Here is a 22,458-nt window from a genome sequence, read left to right as displayed (position 1 = left end):
CCCGTGCCGCCGCGCACCCGGCCGTTTGGTACTTCGGCTTGGCCCCAGTGGTGTTATCAAGGGTGTATGGAGGTATTTTCCGGGCGCTCTCCGGGCCCGGAACGTCATCCGCCCGTCGGACCCTCGCGCCGGCACCGGGCCTCCCTGCTGGACCTGCGCAGTGCGGCCGGTCAGGTGTTCCTTCTCCAGGTCGTCATCGTGGTCCTGCTGGTCGTGGCCGCGGTGGTGGCCGCGGTGCTCCAGACGGCGCGTGACGCGGTGCAACTGGGTCGCCGTGAGTCGGTCGTCGTGGCCCAGGCGTTCGCGAGTGCGCCCGGCACGGCCGAGGCGCTGCAGAGCCGGGATCCGACAGCGGTGCTGCAGCCGTGGGCCGAGGCGGCGCGGAAGCGCACGGGCGTGGACTTCATCGTCGCCATGAACACCCAGGGGATCCGTTATACGTATCCCTATCCGCAGGAGATCGGGAAGAAGTTCGTCGGCACCATCGCTCCGGCGCTGCAGGGCCGTACCGTCGTCGAGCAGGCCGGTGGGCCGCCTCTGCCCGCGGGCAAGGGAACGGACGTGCAGGCGGTGGTCCCGGTGACCGACTCGCACGGCAAGGTGGTCGGCCTGGTCTCGGCCGGAATCACGGTCAAGAACGTGTCGGCACTGTGGATGCCGCAGCTGCCGATCATCCTGGGCAGCGGCGCCGTCGCGCTGGCGCTGGCCATGACGGGCACGACGCTCGTGTCCCGGCGGCTGCGCCGGCAGACGCACGGCCTGGCCCCGGTGGAGCTGGCAGAGCTGTACGAGCACCATGACGCGGTGCTGCACTCGGTGCGGGAAGGAGTGCTGATCACCGGAGCCGACGGACGGCTGCTGCTGGCCAACGACGAGGCGACGCGGCTGCTGGGACTGCCGGCGGACGCGCGCGGGCGCCCGGTGCCGGAACTGGGCCTGCCGGAGCCGATCACGCGTCTGCTGTCGTCGCCGGAGACGGTCACCGACGAGCTGCATCCCGCCGGGGACCGGTTGCTGCTGGTGAACAAGCGGCCGACCTACCCGCACGCCGACCGGGGAGGCAGCGTGGTGACCCTGCGGGACACCACGGAGCTGGCGGCGGTCTCGGTGCGGGCCGAGATGGCGCGGGAGCGGCTGGAGCTGCTGTACGAGGCCGGGGTGGGGATCGGGACCACGCTGGACGTGGAGCGTACCGCCCAGGAGCTGGCCGACGTGGCGGCACCCCAGTTCGCCGACCTCGTGACGGTGGACCTGCTGGAGGCGGTGCTGCGGGGGTGGGAGCCCACGGCGGAGGGCTGGCGGCAGCTGCGCCGGACGGCGATCGGCGGCGACCGGCAGATGATGCCGGTGTATCCGCCGGGCGAAGTGATCACGTTCTCGGCCCGGACCCCGCAGATGCGGACGCTGCAGGAACGGCGGGTCATGCTGGAGGCGGACCTGCGGGAGGCACACGGCTGGCGGGAACAGGATCCGGAGCGCGCCCGCAAGGCCCTGGAGTGCGGGTTGCGCTCGCTGGTGACCGTGCCCCTGCGGGCGCGGAACGTGGCGCTGGGCGTGGTGAACTTCTACCGGACGGCGGACTCCGCGGCGTTCGAGCCGGAGGATCTCACCTTCGCCGAGGAACTGACCGCGCGGGCGGCCGTGGCCATCGACAACGCCCGCAGATTCACCCGCGAGCACGCGATGGCGGTGACGCTGCAGCGCAGCCTGCTGCCACGGGGGCAGCCGGAGCAGGACGCGCTGGAGGTGGCCTGGCGGTATCTGCCCGCGGAGGCGGGAGTGGGCGGCGACTGGTTCGACATCATTCCGCTTCCGGGCGCCCGCGTGGCTCTGGTGATGGGTGATGTCGTCGGCCGCGGGCTGCACGCGGCGGCGACCATGGGCCGGCTGCGCACCGCGGTGCACAACTTCTCCACCCTGGACCTGCCCGTGGACGAGGTGCTCGGGAACCTGGACGACCTGGTCATCCGCATCGACAACGAGGAGAACACGGACGATGCCGCGGCGGGCGGCGAGGGTGAGGGCGTGACCGGGGCGACCTGCCTCTACGCGGTCTACGACCCGGTGGCGGGGGTCTGCACGATGGCCCGCGCGGGACATCCGGAACCGGTGGTGCTGCACCCGGACGGGACGGTCACCTGTGCCGGCGTGCCGGCTTCCACGCCGCTCGGCCTGGGCGGCCACCCGTTCGAGACCGCGGAGGTGTCCCTGCCCGAGGGCTCACAGCTGGTGCTGTACACCGACGGCCTCGTGGAGGACCGCACCCACGACATCGACGCGGGGATGGAGCGGCTGCGCCGGGCCTTGGACGGATCCGGGGGCCGTACTCCGGAGGAGACGTGCCAGGCGGTGATCGACGCGCTGAAGCCGTCACCTGCCTGCGACGACATCGCGCTGCTGACGGCACGTACCCGGAGGTTCCCGTCCTCCCGTGTGGCCGAGTGGGACGTGCCGCAGGACCCGGCGCTGGTGCCCTCGGTACGGGCGCGCTGCAGGGAGACATTGCGGCAATGGGGGCTGGAGGAGACGGGATTCGCCACGGAACTGATCCTCAGCGAGCTGGTCACGAACGCGATCCGGTACGGCTCGCCGCCGGTCAGGGTGCGGTTGCTGCACGGACGCTGTCTGATCTGCGAGGTGTCGGACGGCAGCGGCACCTCGCCCCGCCTGCGGCGGGCGGCGACCACGGACGAGGGCGGACGGGGGCTGTTCCTGGTGGCGCAGTTCGCCCAGCGGTGGGGAACGCGGTACACGCCCCGTGGCAAGGTCATCTGGGCGGAGCAGCAGCTTCTCGACGCCGGCCCGGCAGCCCGCACGGGCCCCACACCGGTCGACTTCCTGCTCGACCAGTTCGACGATCCCGACGCCTGAGCCCGCGGGCCTCCGAGCGCCCGCCGGGCCGGAACGGCGACCGGGACGACCAGGGCGACCGGGACGACCAGAAGGGAACGCCGAACGGGACGCCGCCGCATGATGCCGGCGCTCTCTTCCCGTCCGGGGCCGCTTCCGGGCGTCGTTCAATGCTGGGCGCGGGCCAGCAGGAGAGCGACGTCGTCGCCGGCCCTGGGCCGGAGGGTCTCCAGCACCCGGTCGCACGTGTCTCCCAGATCCCGGGCGGCCGTCGCGGTCAGGGCGTCGCGGAGGATGCCGAGGCGGGCGTCGATCGGGTCGCCGCGCGTTTCGACCAGTCCGTCGGTGTAGAGAGCGAGTTGGTCGCCGGGGCGGAAGGGGAAGGCCGTCGTCTCGAAGGCCCATCCGCCGACGCCCAGTGGCACGCCGGAGGGGACGTCGAGCAGCTCGGCCGGCCGGCCGGACCGGACGAGGGCCGGAGGCAGATGACCGGCCAGGCTGATGCGGCACTCGCCCCGCTCGGGGTCGTACCGGCAGTAGACGCAGGTGGCGATGGTGTGCTCCACGTCCTCGGCCAGATGGTCGAGGTGACGGAGAACCGCGGCCGGGTCGAGGTCCAGCTCGGCGAAGGCGCGGGTGGCGCTGCGCAGTTGGCCCATGCTGGCGGCAGCGTTGATGCCGCTGCCCATCACGTCCCCGACGACCAGCGCGGTCCTGTCGCCCGGCAGGCGCACGGCGTCGAACCAGTCTCCGCCGATCTCGCTGACGGCTCCGGCCGGCCGATAACGGCAGGCGATCTCCAGTCCGGGCAGGCGGGACGGCAGCTCGGGCAGCAGGCGGCGCTGGAGGGTGAGGGCGGTGTCGCGCACGCTCTGGTACCAGCGGGCGTTGTCGACGCACGTCGCGGCACGGCCGGCCAGCTCGCAGGCGAGGAGCGTGTCGTCCTCGTCGAACGGCGCGGGCGTGCGGACGCGTCCGAGGCTGAGCGCCCCCAGGACCTCTCCGCGGGCCAGCAGCGGCACCGCGAGGTAGGAATGCACGCCGGCCGCCTCCAGAAGGGCGGCGGCCTCGCTGGTGCGGGCGATGTGCCGCAGGTCCCCGCGGGTGGTCTCGGCCACCAGCACCGGCCTGCGGGTGCGCACACACCGGGTGATCAGACGGTCGCTGTCGTACGTGGCGAGGCCGCCGGGAACATCGGCCGCCGCCTGTGCCGCCTCGCCGGCGGGTGCCGCGGCGACGGCGGCGACACGGAAGCGGGCGGGGCCGCTCTCCGACGGGGTGCGTCCGCGCAGCACGCTGTCGAGCACGTGCACCGCGGCCACGTCGGCCAGGTCCGGTACGACCACACCGGCCAGCTCACGTGCCGTCCGCTCCACGTCGAGGGTCGTACCGATGGAGGCGGAGGCGTGGGCTATCAGGGCCAGACGGTTCCGGGCGCGTGTCGCCGCCAGGGTGGCCTCATGGCGTTCGGTGATGTCGATGACGGATGTGGCCAGACCGATCACCCGGCCGGTGGCGTCGTCCAGCCGGTGGTACGACACCGACCAGGCGTACTCTCGGTCCTGGTCGGCGCTGGTGCGGCCGACGACGTACCGGTCGGACACCGGCTGTCCGGTCTCCAGGACCTGGCGCATACGGGCTTCGATGGCCTCGGCGTCCAGAAAGGTCAGGACCTCGCGGACCCGCCGGCCCAGATGTTCGGCGGCGGGGAGTCCGTGGATGCGCTCCAGCGCCGGGTTCACGGTCACGTAGCGCAGGTCGGGATCGAGGATGGCCAGGCCGATCGGGGACTGGGAGACCAGACGCGCCGAGAGGGCCACGCCCCGCTCGACCCGTGCCACCGTCGCCTGGTCCACGGCCAGCCCCAGGGCGTAGGTGTCCCCGAGATCGTCGAGCAGCCGCATGTTGCGGAACTCCACCAGCCGCTTACTGCCGTCCTTGTGCCGGACCGGAAAGGCCCCGGCCCAGTCCGCGCCGGACTCCATGACCTCGGCGAACAGCGCGATCACCTGGTCCCAGTGCTCCTCGTGGACCAGCAGCCGCGCCGCGAACCGCCCCAGCGCCTCCTGCGCGCTGTAGCCGAACAACTCCTCCGCCTGCGGGCTCCAGAACACCACGCGTCCCTGCGTGTCCAGGACCACCGCTGCGACGCTCAGCAGGTCGAGCAGGCCGGTGGGCGACGAGCCGGCACCGGGCAGGGGCCGGTCCGGGGCGCCGGACTGCGAGGGGCCCGTCCTGCCGCCCATAGGTCGTTCTCCTCTCCCCTCGGCGGGAGCCCGCCGCCTCGGCGACTTACTGCCTTCTTCCTTCATAGTCACCGCCTTCCGGGCGGCGTGCCTCCCAGCGAGCCGGGACCTGCGCCCCCTGCTTGCTCCCCGGTCGCATCAGGGAGGTCCCGTGTCGCCAACGGCCGGCGGCGGAGGCTCGCCGAAGCGGACGTCGATCTTCTCGAAGCCCTTGAAGGACTCCGTGGTCGCGTAGGACCGGTAGGCGCGCACGTCGCCCCTGGCGAGGTGGACGTGATCGGTGAAAGGTGTCAGCAGGCTGCGCGGCCACAGTCGCAGGCAGCGGACGGCGATGATCTCCGCTGTCGTCAGGTACACCGTGGCGGCGAGGTAGATCCAGGCGAGCAGGCCGAGCACGATGCCGAACATGCCGTAGGTCGCCGTGGTGCCCCGCAGCACGTGCCCGACGTAGTAGGAACCGCCCCACTGCAGTGCCTGCCACGCGCAGGCGGCTCCCAGGGCCGGGCCGTACGTCACGCGCAGCGGCAGCTTGCGTCTGGTCATCAGCCGGTAACTCAGCAGCAGGAGGGCGGCGTCGGCGGCGACCGCCAGGGCTGCGACGGCGATTCTGATGCCGATGGCCAGGCGGGTTCCGAAGATGGTGGCAGCGGATTCAGCGGTGGACAGTGCGGTCGTCAGGCACAGGCCTGCCGCGAGCAGGAGCAGGAAGTACAGGCTCCGCACCCGTGAGCGCAGCGGGTCGGGACGGGCATGGCGCGGCACTGCGAAGATCTTGTTCAGTGCGTGCTGCACCGCCTGGGCGATCCCCAGGGCGCCGTACACGCTGCCCGTGACACCTACCGCGACGGCGGCGCTGCTGCCGTGGAACGAGTGGATGTTGTGGCCGAGTTGGTCGCCGATCACCGGGAACTCGCTCAGTGCCGAGTGCAGCATCGAGTGCTGCAGCTGCGGATTGCCGTGCAGGGCGGCGCTGAGGATCGCCACCAGGAACAGCAGCAGCGGGAAGAGGGAGACGAAGCCGTAGTAGGCCATCAGCGCGGCCAGGTAGGTGGCCTGGTCGTCGAAGAACTTGTACACGACCGCGAGCGGCATCCCCGCCCACCGGTGCCGTCTCTGATATCGGTCCAGCCGGGCCAGCGCGTCCATGTGCCCTCCCACGCCCTCGGGTGCGGGTCCGCACGTCAGCGGAACACCTCAGCATTCCCGTGCCCCGGCCGGGCTCTCCCACACCGCCGCTCGTGGGAGTCGCCGGGGGCTGCCGGGACCGGCCGGCCGGCACGTGCCGAGGTCGCGCCTACCACCAGACGCCGGCTCGCAGGGCCGCCCAGGTGGCGGGGCCCACGATGCCGTCGGGGGTGAGCCCGGCGTGCTGCTGGACCACGATGACCGCGCTTACGGTCCGGGGGCCGTAGAGGCCGTCGACGGGGAGGGGCGGGCGGTAGCTGGTGTTGGCGTCGATCAGGCACTGCACTTCGGCCACCCGCCGGTCCGGATAGGTCTTGCCGGACTGCACCGGTCCGATGCCGGAGTAGTAGCTGCAGGTGGCGAGAGTCCCGGCTGCTGCGGCGGGCGTACGGGCCGGTGCCGCTGCGGATGGCTCCGCGGCGGCAACACCGCCGGCGAGCAGCAGCGCGGTCAAGGTGAGCAGGGCACGGTGTGGTGAGGCCATGATCCGACTCCTTGTCCTGGGATCGGGGGTGCGGTGGCGAGGCGGGCGCGTGACGGTCGTCGGCGGATTCGGGCCGGGGCCGGAGGAAGCGGACACGGCGCTCCGGCACGGGCGTGTCGCCGTTTCGCGTCCGCGCCGGGCACCGGCAAGGCGCAGCGCCATGCCTGTGCGGGGCCGGACACGCCGCAGCCCCGGCGGGAGGCTGCGGCGTGCGGCCGGCGTCGGCAGCCGGGCGGCGGGTGCCGGGCCGGAGCGCTGCCGCCTTCCGGCCCGGCAGCGCCGGTCACTTGTGGCAGTCGATGTCGTTCAGCCACCACCGGTCCAGCGCGGACCAGGTGTTCGGGCCGATGATGCCGTCGGCGTGGAGGCCGGCGCACTGCTGGAACGCCACGACGGCGCTCTTGGTGCCCGAGCCGAAGATGCCGTCCACGTTGACCCTGCGGTCCAGGACGCTGTTGAGCTGGCACTGGGCCTGCTTGACGGCCGTACCCGTGGAGCCGACGGAGAGTTGCGGCTCGGCCGTGGTGTAGGTGCAGGTGAAGTGGTGGGGCTGGACCGGGGCGGCGGTGGCCGCCGGAGCGCCGGCGATCAGGCCGCCACCGCCCAGCAGGACCGCGCTGGTGAGCAGTGCGACGCGGGAGCGCAACGACAGCATGCATACCTCCGATGGGAGAGGGCCGGGCGCCCGAGCGCGGCGGGCGCCGGGGCCCGGAAGGGAAGAGGACGTGGGTGGCCGACGTCGCCCCCCGAGCGTTGTCCGTCGCCGGCCAGGCATCAGGTTTCCGGGTGACCTGGTTGTTGCGCACCCGCCTGCCACCGCCTGCAACAAAATTCCGAAGGCGGGTGTCCGCGGCAGTGGTTGGCCGAAAAGTGCAGGTCAACATGCTTGTAGCCATCTGAGTGGCGCGCGTAGGTTGTGGCCCGCTGCAATGCGTCGACGGGGAGGCGAGGCAGGAATGGGCCGCCGTGAAGGCCAACTGGATCCGGCGTCAGGCCCGGCTCAGGCCTTCGCCTTCGAGCTGCGCAAGCTGCGCCAGGAAGCGGGAGGCCCCACCTACCGGGCCATGGCGCAGCGCACGTCGTACTCGGCGGCCACGCTGTCACGGGCGGCTGCAGGCGAGCAGTTGCCGTCCCTCGCGGTGGCGCTGGCCTATGCGCAAGCGTGCGGCGCGGATGCCGCGGAGTGGGAACAACGCTGGCGCGCGGCGGCCGTGGAGGTTGCCGCCGGTGCACGGCATGGCGACGACGCGCGGTCGCCGTACCGGGGTCTGGCCCGCTTCGAGACGGGCGACCAGGACGTGTTCTTCGGCCGGGACGAGCTCACTGCTCAGCTCGCCGAGCGGGTGTACGCCCACCGCCTGGTCGCCGTGGTGGGCCCTTCGGGCAGCGGCAAGTCCTCGCTGCTGCGCGCGGGACTGATCCCCCTCCTCCAGAACGAGGAGTCCCCGGACCGCCGGCCGGCGGCCATCCGCATCCTCACCCCCGGGCCCCGGCCCATGTCCGCCCACACCGCTGCGATGCGGGTGAGCCCGGAGCCCGGGGACACGGTCGTCGTGGTCGACCAGTTCGAGGAACTGTTCACCCTGTGCACCGACCCGGCTGAACGCGAGGCCTGTATCGGCCTGCTCCTGACCGCGCTGGAACCCGGGAGCGGGGTGAGGGTCCTGCTCTCGGTGCGGGCCGACTTCTTCGGCCGCTGTGCGGAACACCCCGCACTGGCCGCGGCGCTGCGCGAGGCCACCGTGCTCGTCGGGCCCATGAGCCCGGCCGAACTCCGGCAGGCCATCGTCAGGCCGGCGATGGCTGCGGGGCTGATCGTGGAGCGGGAACTGACCACGAGGATCGTCGAGGAGGTCTCGGGGAATCCCGGCGGGCTGCCCCTGATGTCCCACGCCCTGCTGGAGACCTGGCGCCGTCGCCGAGGCCGCGCTCTGACCCTGTCCTCGTACGAGGCGGCAGGCGGCGTCCAGGGGGCCGTCTCCCGTACCGCAGAAGAGCTCTACACCCAGCTGCCCGCTCACCAGGCCGGCTACGTCCGAAGAATCCTGCTGCGCCTGATCACTCCCGGTGAAGGGGCGCAGGACACTTGCCGCCCGGCGGACCGTGCGGAACTGGCCGCCCACGGCTCCCCGTTCGCCGCTGACACGCTTGAGCGGCTGGTGAGAGCACGGCTGGTCGCTGTCGACGGCGACACCGTCCACCTGGCACACGAAGCCCTCATCACCGCTTGGCCCAGGTTGCGGAGCTGGATCGACGACGCCCGTGAGCGCCTGCTGGTGCACCGGCGCCTCACCGAAGCCGCCCGCGCCTGGAATGCGCTGGACCGCGACCCGGGCGCCCTGTATCGCGGCGTCCGCCTGGCGGCAGCAGAGGCAGTCTTCGGCGACCCGGCCTCGGCCGGGGAACTGACGTGCTGGGAACGGGACTTCCTCATCAGCAGTACGACGGCTCGTGACCGCGAACACCGCGCGGCCGCCCGCACGACCCGACGTCTGCGCCGGCTCACCGCCATGCTGTCCGCCCTGCTCGTGGTGGCCGTCACCGCGGGTCTGGTCGCATGGAACCAGTACCGCACGAGCGAACACCGGCGTCAGGAGGCGCTCGCCGCACAGAGCATCGCCCTGTCCCGCCAGCTGGCCGCGCAGTCGGCCGCCCTGTTGGGCGACGACCCCGATCTGGCCTCGCTCCTGGCCGTCCAGGCGTATCGGATCCGCCCCACCGCTGAGGCCACCTCAAGCCTGTACGCCGCGGCGGCCCTTCCGCTGCGACACCGTCTGACCGGACACAGAGATCCGGTACAGGCGGTGGTGTTCAGCCCCGACGGCCGCACGGTGGCCACCGGCCATGCCGACGGCACGGTGCAACTCCGGGACGCACACACGGGTGCCCTGCGCGCAGGGTTCCCCGGCTCCGCCGGCGGCGCTCACACGGTCGCCTACCGGCCGGACGGCGAACTTCTGACTGCTGACGACAGCAACGGAACGTTGCGCGTGCGGAACGTGTCGACCGGCAGGGCATGGACCGCCGCGGACTGCAGGGCGGACTCGGTACCGATGGCGTTCAGCCCCGACGGCCGCTCCCTGGCCGTCGGGTGCTCCGACGGCCGGGTCGGACTGCGGGACGTGGCCACGGGCGCGGTCCGTACGACCCTCCGCGTCTCAGCCTCCGGAGTGGGCGCCCTCGCCTACAGTCCGGACAGCCGCCTCCTGGCGGTCAGTGACGCGCACGGCAGGATACGGGTGTGCGAGCTGCCCGGCACCGCGATTCGAGCTGTCCGCTCCGGGGGGCTGGGTCCTGTGACATCGATGGCCTTCAGCCCGGACGGCCGCTTACTGGCCACCGGTGATCTGGGGGGCCTGGTGCAGCTGTCGGACACCGTGACGGGCGCACCGCGCGCCCGCCTCGCCGGCCATCACGGACCTGTGCGCGCGGTGGCGTTCGGCCCGGACGGGCGCGTGGCAGCCACCGGCAGTGACGACGACACGGTGCGGCTGTGGGATGCGGCCACCGGCAAGAACCGGGCCGTCTTCACCGGGCACTCCGACAGTGTGTCCTCCGTGTCGTTCAGCCCCGACGGGAGCACCCTGGCCTCCGGCGGCCGGGATCGTACCGTCCGCCTGTGGGATGCCACCGAGGGGCAGGCCGAGGTGGCCGGGGAGGAGACGACCACCGTGTCGGCGATGATGTTCACGGCTGATGCGCGCACGGTGGAAGTGGGTGATGTCGGCGGAGTGGTGCGGGACTGGGATGCGGTCGGCGAACAGGTCCGCAACGCCCGCACCGTGGGCTTCGGCCCGGTGGTGTCGCTGAGTCTTCGTACGGACCGCCATGTGATGTCCACCGTGACCAGTGCCGACGGTTCCACCGTGCAGGTGTGGGACATGACCGACCGCACGCTGCGAACGACGGTGCGCTGCCGGCCCCGGTCCGACACATGCATCGCGGCGGCCCTCACCCCCGACGGCCGGCTCCTCGCCACGGGGGGCACGGGTACGACCGTGGGGTTGTGGGACGTGGCCACCGGCAAGCGCCGAGGCGTTGTTCCGGGGCACACCGATGTCGTCGTCGCTCTTGCGTTCAGTCGCGATGGGCACACGCTCGTGTCCGCCGCCGCCGACGGCACACTGCGGCTGTGGGACACGGCCAGGGGGAAGGACAGCGCCATCCTCAGGGACATGGCCTCGTCGGTGGCGCTGAGCCCGGACGGCCGTACTCTCGCCGCCGGCCACGACAACGGCACGGTCCGTCTCTGGGACCTTTCCACGCGAACGGTCCGCGGCACTCTCGTAGGACAGCAGTCATCCGTGCATGCACTGGCCTTCGGCCCCGATCAACGCACACTGATCGCAAGTGGCGAAGACGGCAGGATCCAACGATGGAAGCTGACTCTGCCCGGTCCGGCCGAAGCGATCGACATGATCTGCCGAGCCGTCGACCGGGATTTCACACAACGGGAACGCCACCAATATCTGCACGGCCGGCCGCAGCACCAGGTATGCGTGCCGACATAGCCCCGCGTATTCTTGAAATGCGATATCTCCGGCTCGAACGGAGGAGCCTTTCATGACCACCAGAGGCATCGACGTGTCGTCGGTCCAGCCGGACAGATACGACGTCTCAGGGCTCGACTTCGTGTTCATAAAGATAACAGAGGGTCACACCTACACGAATCCCAAATGGGTCGCCCAGAGGGAGACCGCTCGCCGCGCCGGACTGGTCACCGGCTTCTACCACTTCGCCCGCCCGGGACCGTACGAGGTTCAGGCCGACTACTTTCTGTCGAAGATCAAACTCGCGGACGGTGACATCCTCGCTCTGGACTGGGAGGACCCGGAAATATCGGGCGCCTGGAAGGACGCATGGATCAAACGGGTGCAGCACAAAGCGCCCGGCCACAAGGTGATCCTGTACTGCAACCGTGACTTCTGGCTGACCCGCGACACGACCTCGTTCGCCGGTGACGGCCTGTGGATCGCTCAATACAACGGCCATCCCGGAAAGCCCGACATCCGGCATCCCTGGGTCTTCCACCAGTACACCGACCGTCCCGTGGACAGGGATCTCGGGAACTTCAGGGACAAGGCGGAGCTGGTCGCATGGTGCTGACCACCGGCTCCCGCTGATCACTCGCGGCTCTGCGGCGGCGCGGCATGCACGACCCGCTGGGCCGTGTTGGAAATGCCCTTGATCCCGAAGTACGCGGTGGTCATGCTGGTCACCGCGGTGAAGGCACTGCTGAGAATCGCCACCGAGTCCCGCGTGTCGCGCGTCCACCAAATACCCAGAACCGCGGCGACCGTGATGGCCAGGTCCCCGACCAGCACAGCGACGCACCCGGTCAAGGACCGTGTTTTCTCGACACTTTCACTGATCACGCTGGACGAAGCCGGCGAAGACATCATGACCCCCAGGGTGTGGCGAATCCGGCCAGAGTTTCTGCGCGTGCCGATCGCCGAGCGATCGCAGAACGAATCATCGCCGGAGCCTGCCCGCCGACCGAACGGACGCGCCGGGCCGGTAGCCTGCTTGGCCGCCGAGCAGGGTGCTCGCGGGTTTTCCGGCGCGTCCGATTCGGGGTTACTTCACATCAGAAACGGATGGCACCACCACGCCGTAGAGTTCCGTGATCGTCGCGAGAGCGCCGTCATGAATCTGCCGGGCGGTCAGTGTGGCACCGGCCGCCTTCATCGTGGACAGGGAACGGGTCGCGCAGGCGCCGGCGACGACAGTCGGACGGTCGCCCCGCAGGAATGCCCCCTGGGCGGTGAACAGGACGCACATGTTGGTCATGAACCCGGCGAGGATGACGTTCTTGCGGCCGGCCTTCTCGACCAGCTCTCCGAGGTCGGTGTCGTGGTAGGCGTTGGGAACGCTCTTGACGACAATCGCCTCGCCCTCGATCGGCGCGACGTCCGGGTGGATCCGGCCACCCTCGGAGTCGGTGTCGTAGCCCGCGTCCTGAACGTGGATGACCGGGGCACCCGCCTCACGGGCGGCGGCGAGAAGCCTCTTGCCTTCGGTGATGGCCTCGGCGTAGCCGTCCAGTTCCATGACGCCGCCGGTGTAGGTGTTCTGGTAGTCGATCAGAATCACCGTGGCGTCGGCCAGGGAAGCGGGCGTCTCGTCGAAGCCGTTCAGCTCACGCAGGGTCGTCGTAGCCATGGGGAACCACCTTCACGTACTGGAGAGGTTGTCGCGCCGTGTTTACGACGCTAACACAGGTCGTAAGCAGCGCTATCTCCAGCTGTTAACATGAGGACATGACGACGGCACGAGAGCGCATCCTGGAAGCCACCGTGGAACTACTCGCCGACAAGGACGCGCTGGCGATCTCCACCCGTGCCATCTGCGAACGGGCCAAGGTCGGCGGCCCTGAGATCTACCGCCAGTTCGGAGACAAGCAAGGGCTGCTCGCCGCGGTGGCCGACATCGGCTTCGAACGCTTCCTCGCCGGCAAGAGGCGCAATCCGCGCACCGCTGATCCGGTGGCGGACCTGCGTACGGCCTGGGACAGCCATGTCACGTTCGCGCTGGCCAACCCCCACCTGTACCGGCTGATGTTCACGCCGACGGGGGACCCCAGGCCGCAGGCGGTCAAGGAAGCGCAAGCCCTGCTCCTGGCGGCTCTGCGGCGGTGCGGCGATGCCGGGCGACTCCGCATGTCCCCCGAACTGGCAGGCCAGTCGATCCTGGCCGCCAACGTGGGGGTGTGCCTGATGATGCTCTCCTTCCCCGACCAGTTCGGGGAGCTGGACGTCTCCACGTCGGTGCGCGACGCCGTGCTCGCAAAGGTCACCGGCGAGGAGCAGGAAGACACCCGGATCAGCGCCGCAATCGTCCTGGCCCGCGCACTGGCCGGCACCCTCACCGGAACGGCACCCGTTGACAGCGCCACCATCGACAGCGTGGCCCGCGCACTTCGGTCGCAGCCGACCGCCGACCCCCGCTGACACTGCTGCACCGGTCGGCTCAGACGGCAGCGTCGCGCACCTTGGTCACGTGCACGTCCTCCACGCCGAGCAGGCCGACAAGGGGAACCTTCGCGGTGGACTGGTCGGGACTGACTGCCAGACCGGCGCCGCGTATCAGGTCCAGGAGCAGTTCGGCGAGCGGCATCACCATGTGCCTGCCCCAGCAGCGTTCGGAGGAGTGACCGAAGGGAAGGTAGCCGGGGGCGGTGTCGGGGTCGAGGGTGTCCCAGCGCTCCGGCCGGAACTCGTGCGGGTCCTCCCACACCTTCGGATCACGATGGGAGAGAAGAGGAAGGACCAGGACGTCGTCGCCCGCGCCGATGCGCCGGTCGACGGCAGGGTATTCGGCACAGGCATTGCGCAGAATGTTCCACGACGGCGGCAGCAGCCGCATGGCCTCGTAGAGGATGTGCCGGTTCGGCGTGCCGGAGTCGAACGGCGAGCCGAGCCACAGCGCGTTCGCGACCAGGGTGGACACCGTGAAGCACACGGGGGCCGCCGCGCGCCGGTACATCCCCATGGCGTACCGGCGTCCGTGATAGCCGGTGGCGGCCGCCGTCAGCCCCGCGATACCCGTCACGTGACCGCCACGCCGCCCCACCCGCCCCGGGAGCGCGGCACCCGCTGCTATCACCGCCCACGTGAGCTTGGGGGTCAGTTCGAGGTTGCGGCTCATCAGAATCCGCAAGCGACGGGGGTCCTGGCCGAGGATGAGGTCCCGCAGGAACAGATGCCCCCTGAGGGGCCAGACCCCCGACAGATCGACGCCCTCGGGCCGGGGCCTCTTGAGCGCCTCGCGCACATCACCGCCGATGGTCCGCATCACCGAGGACGCCTCATTGCGCGAAATCGAGCGCCCGTGGAGCGGCTTGAAGGTGGGCCGTTCGGTCTCGGTGGCCCGGCGGGCTGCGAGGATCCTGTCGGCGACCTCATGCCCGGCGACTCCGACGGTGTCGGGTTCGAGCCGGAAGACATCCTGCCCGAGGTGATCCCGGAACAGGGCGGCAAGTCGTGGATGGAACACCGTGCTACGCATGGGGGTCTCCGGGAACGCCGAGGGCCGACGGCGTCGTCCCCGCCGTGCGACGGGGACGACCTCACCGATTTCTACAGGTACCTGTGGGTACGAATCGGCTTAGTACCAGAAGTACCAGGCGCTGGCCTTCAGGCTCTTCTGGGCCGACACCTTGTTGCGAATGGCGAAGAGGAGCTTCATCACTGCACCCCCTTTCAGGGTGGGGACATCACGCACGCTCCCTTGTGAAGACCGTGCGCGCCGACTTCCGGATGCTCCCCCACTGCCATCAACAAATGATCAACGCCCTGGTCAGCCAGGTGCGATCGGTGGATCAGCCTCGGGCGACGAACGTCTTGGCCCTACCGGAGCGGCTGGAGCAGGAGTGCTTTTCCGCAGCGGTCATCTTCCTGGACTTGACCACCACCGCGTTGCTCCGGCCGTCCGTCCCGTTCGGGGCAGGTCCCGTGATGACGTCGGGGACGAACCAGAAGTAGTGACCCCATTTCCGGTCGTCGTAATGGGTCTGCCATGTGCCGGAGACGGTCTGCATCACCTGCGCGCGGGAGAGCCAGCCGACTTCACCGGGCTTCACCGTCATGTTGACGGAGCTGGTCTCCGAGTGGGTGCTCGACCAGGTGTGGCTGTAGGTCGCTGTCACGCTGAGGTCGATGATTCCGGCTATCTTGCCGCCGGCGGTCACGGACACGCCCGCCGAGTCCGTGGACCCTACCGTGTCGGACCAGGTCATCGACTGGGTGGCGGGCGAGGTGCTGCAGTTGTAGAGCGAGTCGGAGACCCGGTGGAAGTCTCCGAGGTACGCCTGGCCCAACTGGGGGTCGTTGAAGGTGCACTTCCCTTCGCCCGAGTCGCAGTCGGCCATGAGCTGCGCCCGGGTGGGCTGGTCATCGGCCGAGGCCGGAACGGCCACCGCCGCGACCATGCCCAGGGCAGCCGCTGAGAGCGCCAGGGTTCGTCCGCCGTAGCGCATCCTGCGGTTGTTCGTCATACATGTGCCTTTCGCTGTGCATGAGGGGGGTCGGCGATCACGGGAAGACCGACTGAGACGTCACCGGGATCACCGCCTGTTGCGCTCTGGAGCACGCAACAACTGACTTGTGTACACCAAGAGTTGGTGAAATCCCAGTCGCGGGCGGCCTTGTGCGCCCCGTGTGCCGACATGTCCCGCTCCCCCATCGCACGCGAGAAGGCGGCTGCCCGTGAAGGGCAGCCGCCGGGCTGGTCGGCAGGGAACGTGATCAGCGGAGCTTGAGGTGGGCGCCGATCTCCCCGGCGACCTCGGGGTGGGAGAGATACTCCACGATGCTGTGGGCCCGGTCGCGGGCGTTGATGACGGCGTCGTCGGTCACCGAGCCCGCCCAGGCGTCGGCCAGCGGGCACCCGATGGTCACCGCATCGGACGGATACCACGCGTTCAGCCAGTCCGTCACCGCGTCGGGGCGCTTCGGCCCACCGATCAGCAGCCTCTTGTACACGCTGTCCAGCCCCAGCGGGCTGCCCACCGTGGTGAGGTGGACCGTACGCGGCGCGGGCGAGAGCCGTGTGGTGAGGTCCATGCCGACCACCGTGCCGAGGCTGTGGCTGACGAGTACGACCTCCCCGTCCTCCGGGAAAGTGTCCAGGACACAGTCCAGGACCGCGTTCCTGACCCGCTCGTCGTCGAGATACGCGGCCACGTCATGGAGGACGAGGGCGATGGTCCACGCGTCGAGGTCGCTCCTCGCGGCCAGCCAGCTCAGCTGCCGGTGAAGGTCCCCCACGATGCCGCCCAGGGGAATCCGTTCGACGTCCGGCTGCCTCTCCGGCGGGATGTTCCATCTGACGGCGGCCTCACCGATCATCTCCTCGTACACCGCTCGGGCCGTGGGCGATGCGGGAACCACCGCCTCCGCCGGGGAGAGACTGGTGGTCTCGGTCGCACGTGGCAGAGCCTCCCGCGCCGGGAGCGCCTGCACCAGTCGATCGCCGTAGTAGGGGAACCAGGCGTCGGCGGGGTCGACCGGCGGGAGTCCGGCGCGGACGAGCCCCTGGTTGAGGCCGGTCGTCCACTCGTGGCGCAGGCCTTCCGGGTCCTTTCCCTGCTGAGAGCGCCCGTGCAGGAAGACCAGATGGCGCTCGCCGCCGAACGCGCCCTCGCGGGCCCGCAGGCCCGTGTGCGTGCCCGCCGTCGCGGCGGCCGGTGACGGTACGACGGCCGGTGACGGTACGGCGCCCGCGGGCGTCCGAACCGGCGCGGCGGACTCCGTCGGCCCCGGACTCAGACCCGACTCGACGCCCATGTCCGCCAGCGGGCCGGACCGGGCGTCGGGCGGCAGCTGTGCGAGGTGGCGCAGGATGGAGCTGACACGCACACCCTCGTTGGCGACCCAGTCGACTGCGTCGTCGCCGTCACCTGGCTGCCATACCTTCCCGTCCTTGCGCAGGACGCGTCCCTGGTCGTCCGTCTTCGGCACCCCGCTGTGGTGGAGGGCGACGACCTCCCACTGATCGTTGAAGACCGGGGAGCCGGAATTGCCGGGCTCGGTGTCCGTCTTGTAGTGGAGGAAGTCGTCGAGCCGCACCTGGAGCATGTTGTCGCGGACGGCGATCTCCTTCAGGCGCCCCATCGGGTGGCCGATCACGTTCACCGGTTCGCCGACGACCAGCTTGCCCGGTTGGGCGCTGAGTCGGTTCCAGCCGAACGTCTCGCCCGGCGGCCGCCCGTCCGGGGCCGGGGCGACCTGCACCAGGGTGAAGTCCAGGCGCTCGTCGGTCACGAAAAACGCGTCCGGGTCCAGTTCCAGCCGCGTCGACGGCTGCGGGGTGTTGTCGACGGTGACCTGGGCGTCGAACTCGACGAGGCACTGCCGGGCCATCTCGGCATCAGTGAGCACATGATGATTGGTCATCAGCAGGCTCGGTGACACCAGGAAGCCGGTGCCCAGCGGGAGTTCCCGGCCGCTTTCCCGCACCGATATCCGGGCGACGGTCCGCGCCGCCCGGGCACCACGCGGCAGGAAGCTCCACGCCTGCAGTTCCGTGGACACCCCGAGGATGCGCTCGTAGGTTTCGGGCGTGGTCAGCGGTTCCTTGCGTACGGCCTCCACGGCCATGGCGGCGGGCACCGCGTGCCGGTCCAGCAGACGCGTGGCGCGCGCGGCGAGCGCCTGCTGCGAGTCGGGGAACGGTACACCGGCATCCATCTGCCGCTCCACGGCACTGCGCTCGTCGCTGGTCGCGCGGTACCGGTCGGCGGCCGCGGCGACTTGGCGTGCGCGCTCCTGATCCGTCCGCTCCGTCGCACGCATCTCAGCTGTCCTTCGGCGCGCTGCTGTGCCACGGCACGAAGGCGTTGGTCAGCCCGGACAGGGCCGTACGCAGCTCGGGGTGGTGGCGCAGCAGGACGGTGACCATGCTGTTGTCCTCGATCCAGGCCAGGCCGGCCTTGGAGTAGACCTCCGGGGTGTAGTGGGTGGTGAAGAACCGGTCGCTGTTGAGCCGGCGCGAGGCCATGAGGATGAAGATGCGGAACGCCGTGTCGCTGAAGGCGAATCCGGCCGGCAGCTTCTCCGCGTACAGGCCGACGGTCAGGTCGACCTTCTCGATGTCGCCGCCGTAGAGCCGCTCGATCTGCTCGGCCCATGCCGGATCGTGCGCCAGCTCGGTGAAGCTCTCCGCGGGCTTGAGCCGCAGCAGCCGCCGGAACTCGTTGTAGCGGGGAACCCCCAGTTCCCGGGAGCGCAGGATGTCGGTGGCGGCGAGGTCCTGCAGAAGCCCGTCCGGCCGCTCGAACTCCTGGAGGAACTTGGGGAAGTTGTGCAGGGTGACCAGTCCGGGATGCAGCGTGCCGAAGCTGTAGAGCAGGTCGGCCATCTCCGTGGTCTCCAGGAACTTCAGCGCTCCCGGGCCGGAGATGTCGCGCAGGGTGCAGTGGCGCAGGGTCGTGTCGTCGGCAACGGTACGCAGATGCCATTCGTCGCGGATCAGAGGGTGCATGCGGTACACCGCCACGAATTCCTCGGTGAGCGCGTACGGGACGCCGTAGTGGTCCGTCTCGCCGCCGGGGATGCCGCTGATGACCTCGCTGCCGCTGATGCGCCCGAACAGATTGTGGACACGCTCGCCCGCGATGCCCCACCAGTTGGCGCGCAGCGCCTTGACGGTCGTGGGATGGCTGATCACGGCCGGTGTCCACTCCACGGTGTGGATCTTCGCGAGGAGCGCGGAGGTGATGAGCCGGCCACGCTGGAACAGTTCCTCGTCGCTCCAGGACGGGTAGGCGCCGTGCAGGTGGTCGCAGATCGCGTTGTGCTCCCGGGTGAACAGGTCCTGCATCATGGCGAGGCCCAGCCAGAAGCCGGGAACGCGGGTGGGATCCTGCGAGGGATCGGCCGGGACGGGGACCTGCTCGTCGTCCCACAGATGCAGCTTGCCCAGCTCTCCGGTGCGCAACCGCTGCTGTTCGGCCTCGTTCTTTCCGTAGATCTGGGACGCGTCCCACCAGTGGGAGGACACATTGACGCGGGTGTCGGGGGTGCCCCGCGGTGCCTGAGGGTCGCGGGTGGGGTCGTCCGGGGTCCGCATGATCTTCATGGGGTGTTCCGGCCAGGGGTCGTCGTCCACCAGAGGAACCTCCCAGGGCCGGTCGGTGGGGCTCGTGCCGTGGCTGAACCAGTCGCGGATCATGAACTGGAGCCAGGCGGCGACCAGGGAGTTGACCGTTTCGGCCGGGATGAGTGCGTCGCGAGTGAGCAGGGCGCGGCTGACCTCGCGCGGGCTGGGCGCGGACAGTACGTTCTCGGGCGCGGTCGGGGCAATGGCCTCCAGCGGAATGTTGCGGCCGAAGCGGGTGCCGGCCATGCCCATGCGTGGCTCGCCGAGGTCGTTGTGGCTGCCGTCGGCGGTCCGGTTGACCAGGTGGCTCGCGGACGGCGGCGCGGGCTCGGGCTGGTTGATCGAGGGCAGCCCGTTGGTGTCGTACAAGTTCTTCTGCCGGAGCCTGACACGCAGTCCGAAAAGCGTCAGCAGGCCTGCCGGCACGGGCAGTTTGTCCCAGCCGATGCGGTGATCGATGTACTGAGCGGCACTGGTGATGATCCGCCAGGGAAGTGAGCTGCGGTATCCGGCCGGGAAGCGCCCTGGGGCGCGTCGGTGCGTGCTCATCGCGGTACTCCTTGGGTGGCTCCTGGTCGATTTCGTTCGGGGACGGCGGGGTCGTGCGGGTCAGGCGCGGGCGGCATCCGCGAGGATCACGTCGCTCGCCTTCTCGCTGATCATGTAGATGGGGGCGGCGACGAAGAAGCCGGGGATGCGGGGGAAGACCGAGGCGTCGACGATCCGCAGACGGTCCACCCCAAGGACGCGGAACGCGCTGTCGACCACCGCCGAGGGATCGTCGGCGCGGCCCATCCGGCAGGTGCACGACGCATGGTGGCCCCAGGCCTCGTCCTGGACGAAACGGCGGAGGGCGTCACGGTCGTCGGCCTCCTCGCCCGGCCACAGCTCCCGGAGGACGGCGGCGTCGGCCTTGCGGTTCATCCCGCGTACGAACTCCACGGCGTCGACCATCGCTTCGAGGTCCAGGCCCTCTTTGTCCGTGCCCTCGGTGAAGTAGTGGAAGTCGACCAGTGGGGTGTCACGCGGGTCCGCCGAGCGCAGCCGCACCCGGCCCCCCGTGTTGTGGGTGCGGCTCTTGAGGATGGCCCAGGTGAAGCGGTCCTTGTGGTGTGTCAGGTCGAGGGAGTAGCCGGGGCGGTATCCGCGGAAGTCGAAGGGGCCGCCGAAGATGAACAGGTCGGGAGCGTCCAGGTCCGGGCGGGACTTGCGGGTGATACCGAGGACGGCGCCGTTCGTGGTGTAGAGGCCCTTGCCCTCCTGCCACGCCCGGTAGCAGCGGTCCGGTTCGGTCCCCGGCTTCGGAGCGTGGAAGTCGCACTCCTTGACGACCGGGAACTCGCGGTGCATCTGGCTGACCACGCCGACTTCGTACCGGTCCTGGAGATGTGCGCCCACCCCGTGCAGTCCGACGCGCACGGGGATGCCGTGGCGCCCCAGCTCCTCAGGTGGTCCGATTCCCGAAAGCATCAGCAGCTGGGGCGTGTTGAAGGCGCCGGCGGCCAGGATCACCTCGCGGGAGGCGAGGACCCGGCGCAGCACCGCCGGCCCGGAGTCCGGCCGAGAGCCGGGATCGGCCCGGTAGGCGTGCGCCTCGTCCAGGTAGTCGACACCGGTCGCCGCATGTGCCTCGTCCAGTACGATCCGGGTGGCCAGCGCGTGGGTACGGACCACGAGATGGTCCGGATGACCGCGCTGTACGGCCCGGACGCGTTCGCGTACGGCGCTGCGCCGGCCGCCGGCTGTGGAGATGGGGATCTGCCACAGTCCTTGCAGCGCCTCGGTCTGCACCCGCCAGTCGTTGGGGTCGACGAAGGAGCCGAACCCCTCCAGAGGAGACAGCGGCCGGTCCAGGAAGCCGGCGAGCGTGTCCTCTGCGGCGGAAAGGATGACCTTCAGCAACTGCGGGTCCTGTACGGCGAGTCGGGGATCGGCCAGCGCGGTGGGCAGCCAGCCGTCGAACCCGTGACGGGCGTCGTTGCGGTACCGGGCGGCCACGACGGGCAGGTACCGGAGCACCGCCGCCAGGAGCGGGTTGCCGGGCGGACTCTTGGGTCTCGGCAGGTAGGTGCAGCGCTCCAGCCGCTCGAAGTACCGGCGCATGGCCGTGCTGTGCCAGGTGGCGTCACCGGTCTCCACCGCGATGGCGTCCCAGTCGCGGTTGTACGGATAGACCGTGATCAGAGCATGGTGTGCGGTGCACCCGCCGATCGTCCCGGCGCGCGGGTACAGGACGCCCTTGCCCGGTACGAACTTGCCGTCGCGCCGTTGCTGCTGCTCGTCGGCGTAGTGCCGTACGAAGTAGTTCCAGCACTGCACGGGGTCCTCGGAGGCGTCGGCGTGGAAGGCGGGCACCAGGTAGCTGTCGTTGTCCTCGGCACCGCCCGCGTCCAGCAGCAGGGTGCGCATGCCCGCGGCGGCGAGATTGGCCGCCAGCGGGCCACCGCCCGCGCCGGCGCCGACGACGACGTAGTCGAAGCCCGTCTCGGTGGGGGGAGCGGCCCCGGATGCGGCCGTCACGTCGGTTTGTCCTTCACGGAGTTGGCGAGCGAGCATGTGGCGCTGATGGACAGGGCGGTGTTCACGGCCGAGATGAGGGTGGTCAGGACCGCGGTGCGCGGTGGGGCATGTCCGTGCAGGCCGACCGTGGCCGCCGTCGCGGTGTCACTGCCGTGGATCAGAATGGCCTCGCGCAGATCGTCCCGCAGCCGTTCGCCGCTGTGGGTGAGCAGATCGAGGCCCAGCAGGACCGTGCGGATGCCGAAGAGGCGAAAGGCGTAGACGGCTGCCGGGCTCGGCGGATCGCGGTCGGGATCGAACCGCCGGATGAGCAACTCCGGTGCCAGCAGACCGGTGGCTCCGTTGAGAAGTCTGATTCCGGCGAGGAGGTATACCGAGACGGGGCGGCTGGAGGCCGTGGCCATGATGCCTCCTGGGAGTGTGGTGATTCTCGCGAGGACGGGACGGTCCGCCGAACCCCGGGAAAGGGAGAGGAACACCCTGGACGCACTGTTGTTCACCACGCTAGGGGACCGACTGCTCCACGGCATCTTGAGGGGACGGGTCCGAGGCGGGGTGTTGTCCTCACTGGAA

At 70.2% G+C, this 22,458-nt stretch carries 17 protein-coding genes; 4 read left to right on the top strand and 13 right to left on the bottom strand.

Going from position 1 to position 22,458, the window contains the following annotated elements:
- Positions 1 to 66: 66 nt before the first annotated feature.
- On the top strand, positions 67 to 2,871 hold the full coding sequence (locus ACZ41I_RS06225) for a SpoIIE family protein phosphatase (protein ID WP_399762792.1): 2,805 nt from the start codon (positions 67 to 69) through the stop codon (positions 2,869 to 2,871).
- A gap of 146 nt (positions 2,872 to 3,017) precedes the next feature.
- Here the strand turns inward: ACZ41I_RS06225 and ACZ41I_RS06220 are convergent, their stop codons facing one another.
- The 4 genes from ACZ41I_RS06220 to ACZ41I_RS06205 form a co-directional block, all read right to left on the bottom strand.
- Positions 3,018 to 5,096: a SpoIIE family protein phosphatase gene (locus ACZ41I_RS06220; RefSeq protein WP_468513300.1), complete on the bottom strand. Its 2,079-nt coding sequence runs from the start codon at positions 5,094 to 5,096 to the stop codon at positions 3,018 to 3,020.
- Positions 5,097 to 5,234: 138 nt separating this feature from the next.
- Complete coding sequence (locus tag ACZ41I_RS06215; RefSeq protein ID WP_363219136.1) at positions 5,235 to 6,242, bottom strand: YihY/virulence factor BrkB family protein; 1,008 nt, start codon at positions 6,240 to 6,242, stop codon at positions 5,235 to 5,237.
- 148 nt (positions 6,243 to 6,390) lie between these two features.
- Positions 6,391 to 6,765 carry a peptidoglycan-binding protein gene (locus tag ACZ41I_RS06210; RefSeq protein WP_399762795.1) on the bottom strand — a complete coding sequence of 125 codons (375 nt, stop codon included), beginning with the start codon at positions 6,763 to 6,765 and terminating at the stop codon, positions 6,391 to 6,393.
- Positions 6,766 to 7,048: 283 nt separating this feature from the next.
- Positions 7,049 to 7,420 (bottom strand): peptidoglycan-binding domain-containing protein, encoded by a 372-nt coding sequence (locus tag ACZ41I_RS06205; RefSeq protein ID WP_363220596.1) that lies wholly within the window; start codon positions 7,418 to 7,420, stop codon positions 7,049 to 7,051.
- 301 nt (positions 7,421 to 7,721) lie between these two features.
- On the opposite strand from ACZ41I_RS06205, the gene ACZ41I_RS06200 reads away from it, so the two are divergent.
- Together ACZ41I_RS06200 and ACZ41I_RS06195 are read left to right on the top strand one after the other, a co-directional pair.
- On the top strand, positions 7,722 to 11,276 hold the full coding sequence (locus ACZ41I_RS06200) for an nSTAND1 domain-containing NTPase (RefSeq protein ID WP_468513299.1): 3,555 nt from the start codon (positions 7,722 to 7,724) through the stop codon (positions 11,274 to 11,276).
- A 52-nt stretch (positions 11,277 to 11,328) separates the two neighbouring features.
- Positions 11,329 to 11,871, top strand: coding sequence for a glycoside hydrolase family 25 protein (locus ACZ41I_RS06195; protein WP_468513298.1), 543 nt, complete (start codon positions 11,329 to 11,331; stop codon positions 11,869 to 11,871).
- 17 nt (positions 11,872 to 11,888) lie between these two features.
- Here ACZ41I_RS06195 and ACZ41I_RS06190 read toward each other — a convergent pair whose 3' ends face one another.
- Together ACZ41I_RS06190 and ACZ41I_RS06185 are read right to left on the bottom strand one after the other, a co-directional pair.
- On the bottom strand, positions 11,889 to 12,167 hold the full coding sequence (locus ACZ41I_RS06190; protein WP_399762799.1) for a hypothetical protein: 279 nt from the start codon (positions 12,165 to 12,167) through the stop codon (positions 11,889 to 11,891).
- Positions 12,168 to 12,342: 175 nt separating this feature from the next.
- Positions 12,343 to 12,927, bottom strand: coding sequence for a cysteine hydrolase family protein (locus ACZ41I_RS06185; RefSeq protein WP_468513297.1), 585 nt, complete (start codon positions 12,925 to 12,927; stop codon positions 12,343 to 12,345).
- Between the two features lie 98 nt (positions 12,928 to 13,025).
- Here ACZ41I_RS06185 and ACZ41I_RS06180 point away from each other — a divergent pair, with 98 nt between their 5' ends.
- Positions 13,026 to 13,715, top strand: a complete 690-nt coding sequence (locus tag ACZ41I_RS06180) for a TetR/AcrR family transcriptional regulator (RefSeq protein WP_399762803.1) — start codon at positions 13,026 to 13,028, stop codon at positions 13,713 to 13,715.
- A 19-nt stretch (positions 13,716 to 13,734) separates the two neighbouring features.
- Here the strand turns inward: ACZ41I_RS06180 and ACZ41I_RS06175 are convergent, their stop codons facing one another.
- The 7 genes from ACZ41I_RS06175 to ACZ41I_RS06145 form a co-directional block, all read right to left on the bottom strand.
- Positions 13,735 to 14,772, bottom strand: coding sequence for a cytochrome P450 (locus ACZ41I_RS06175; protein ID WP_468513296.1), 1,038 nt, complete (start codon positions 14,770 to 14,772; stop codon positions 13,735 to 13,737).
- Positions 14,773 to 14,871: 99 nt separating this feature from the next.
- On the bottom strand, positions 14,872 to 14,988 hold the full coding sequence (locus ACZ41I_RS06170) for a tryptorubin family RiPP precursor (RefSeq protein ID WP_468513295.1): 117 nt from the start codon (positions 14,986 to 14,988) through the stop codon (positions 14,872 to 14,874).
- A gap of 97 nt (positions 14,989 to 15,085) precedes the next feature.
- Positions 15,086 to 15,760: a hypothetical protein gene (locus ACZ41I_RS06165; protein WP_468513294.1), complete on the bottom strand. Its 675-nt coding sequence runs from the start codon at positions 15,758 to 15,760 to the stop codon at positions 15,086 to 15,088.
- 250 nt (positions 15,761 to 16,010) lie between these two features.
- Positions 16,011 to 18,059 (bottom strand): trypsin-like serine peptidase, encoded by a 2,049-nt coding sequence (locus tag ACZ41I_RS06160; protein WP_468513293.1) that lies wholly within the window; start codon positions 18,057 to 18,059, stop codon positions 16,011 to 16,013.
- A 1-nt stretch (position 18,060) separates the two neighbouring features.
- Positions 18,061 to 19,914: a peroxidase family protein gene (locus ACZ41I_RS06155; protein ID WP_468513292.1), complete on the bottom strand. Its 1,854-nt coding sequence runs from the start codon at positions 19,912 to 19,914 to the stop codon at positions 18,061 to 18,063.
- Between the two features lie 60 nt (positions 19,915 to 19,974).
- Positions 19,975 to 21,885, bottom strand: a complete 1,911-nt coding sequence (locus tag ACZ41I_RS06150) for a GMC family oxidoreductase (protein ID WP_468513291.1) — start codon at positions 21,883 to 21,885, stop codon at positions 19,975 to 19,977.
- A complete protein-coding gene (locus ACZ41I_RS06145; RefSeq protein ID WP_468513290.1) occupies positions 21,882 to 22,289 on the bottom strand; it encodes a hypothetical protein in 408 nt (135 codons plus the stop codon). The genes ACZ41I_RS06150 and ACZ41I_RS06145 overlap by 4 nt, the downstream gene beginning before the upstream one ends.
- Positions 22,290 to 22,458 lie beyond the last annotated feature (169 nt).

The organism is Streptomyces sp. NPDC030799, assembly GCF_055572255.1.
The sequence above is the reverse complement of the archived record's forward strand: the minus strand, read 5'-3'. Positions and strand labels throughout refer to the sequence as shown.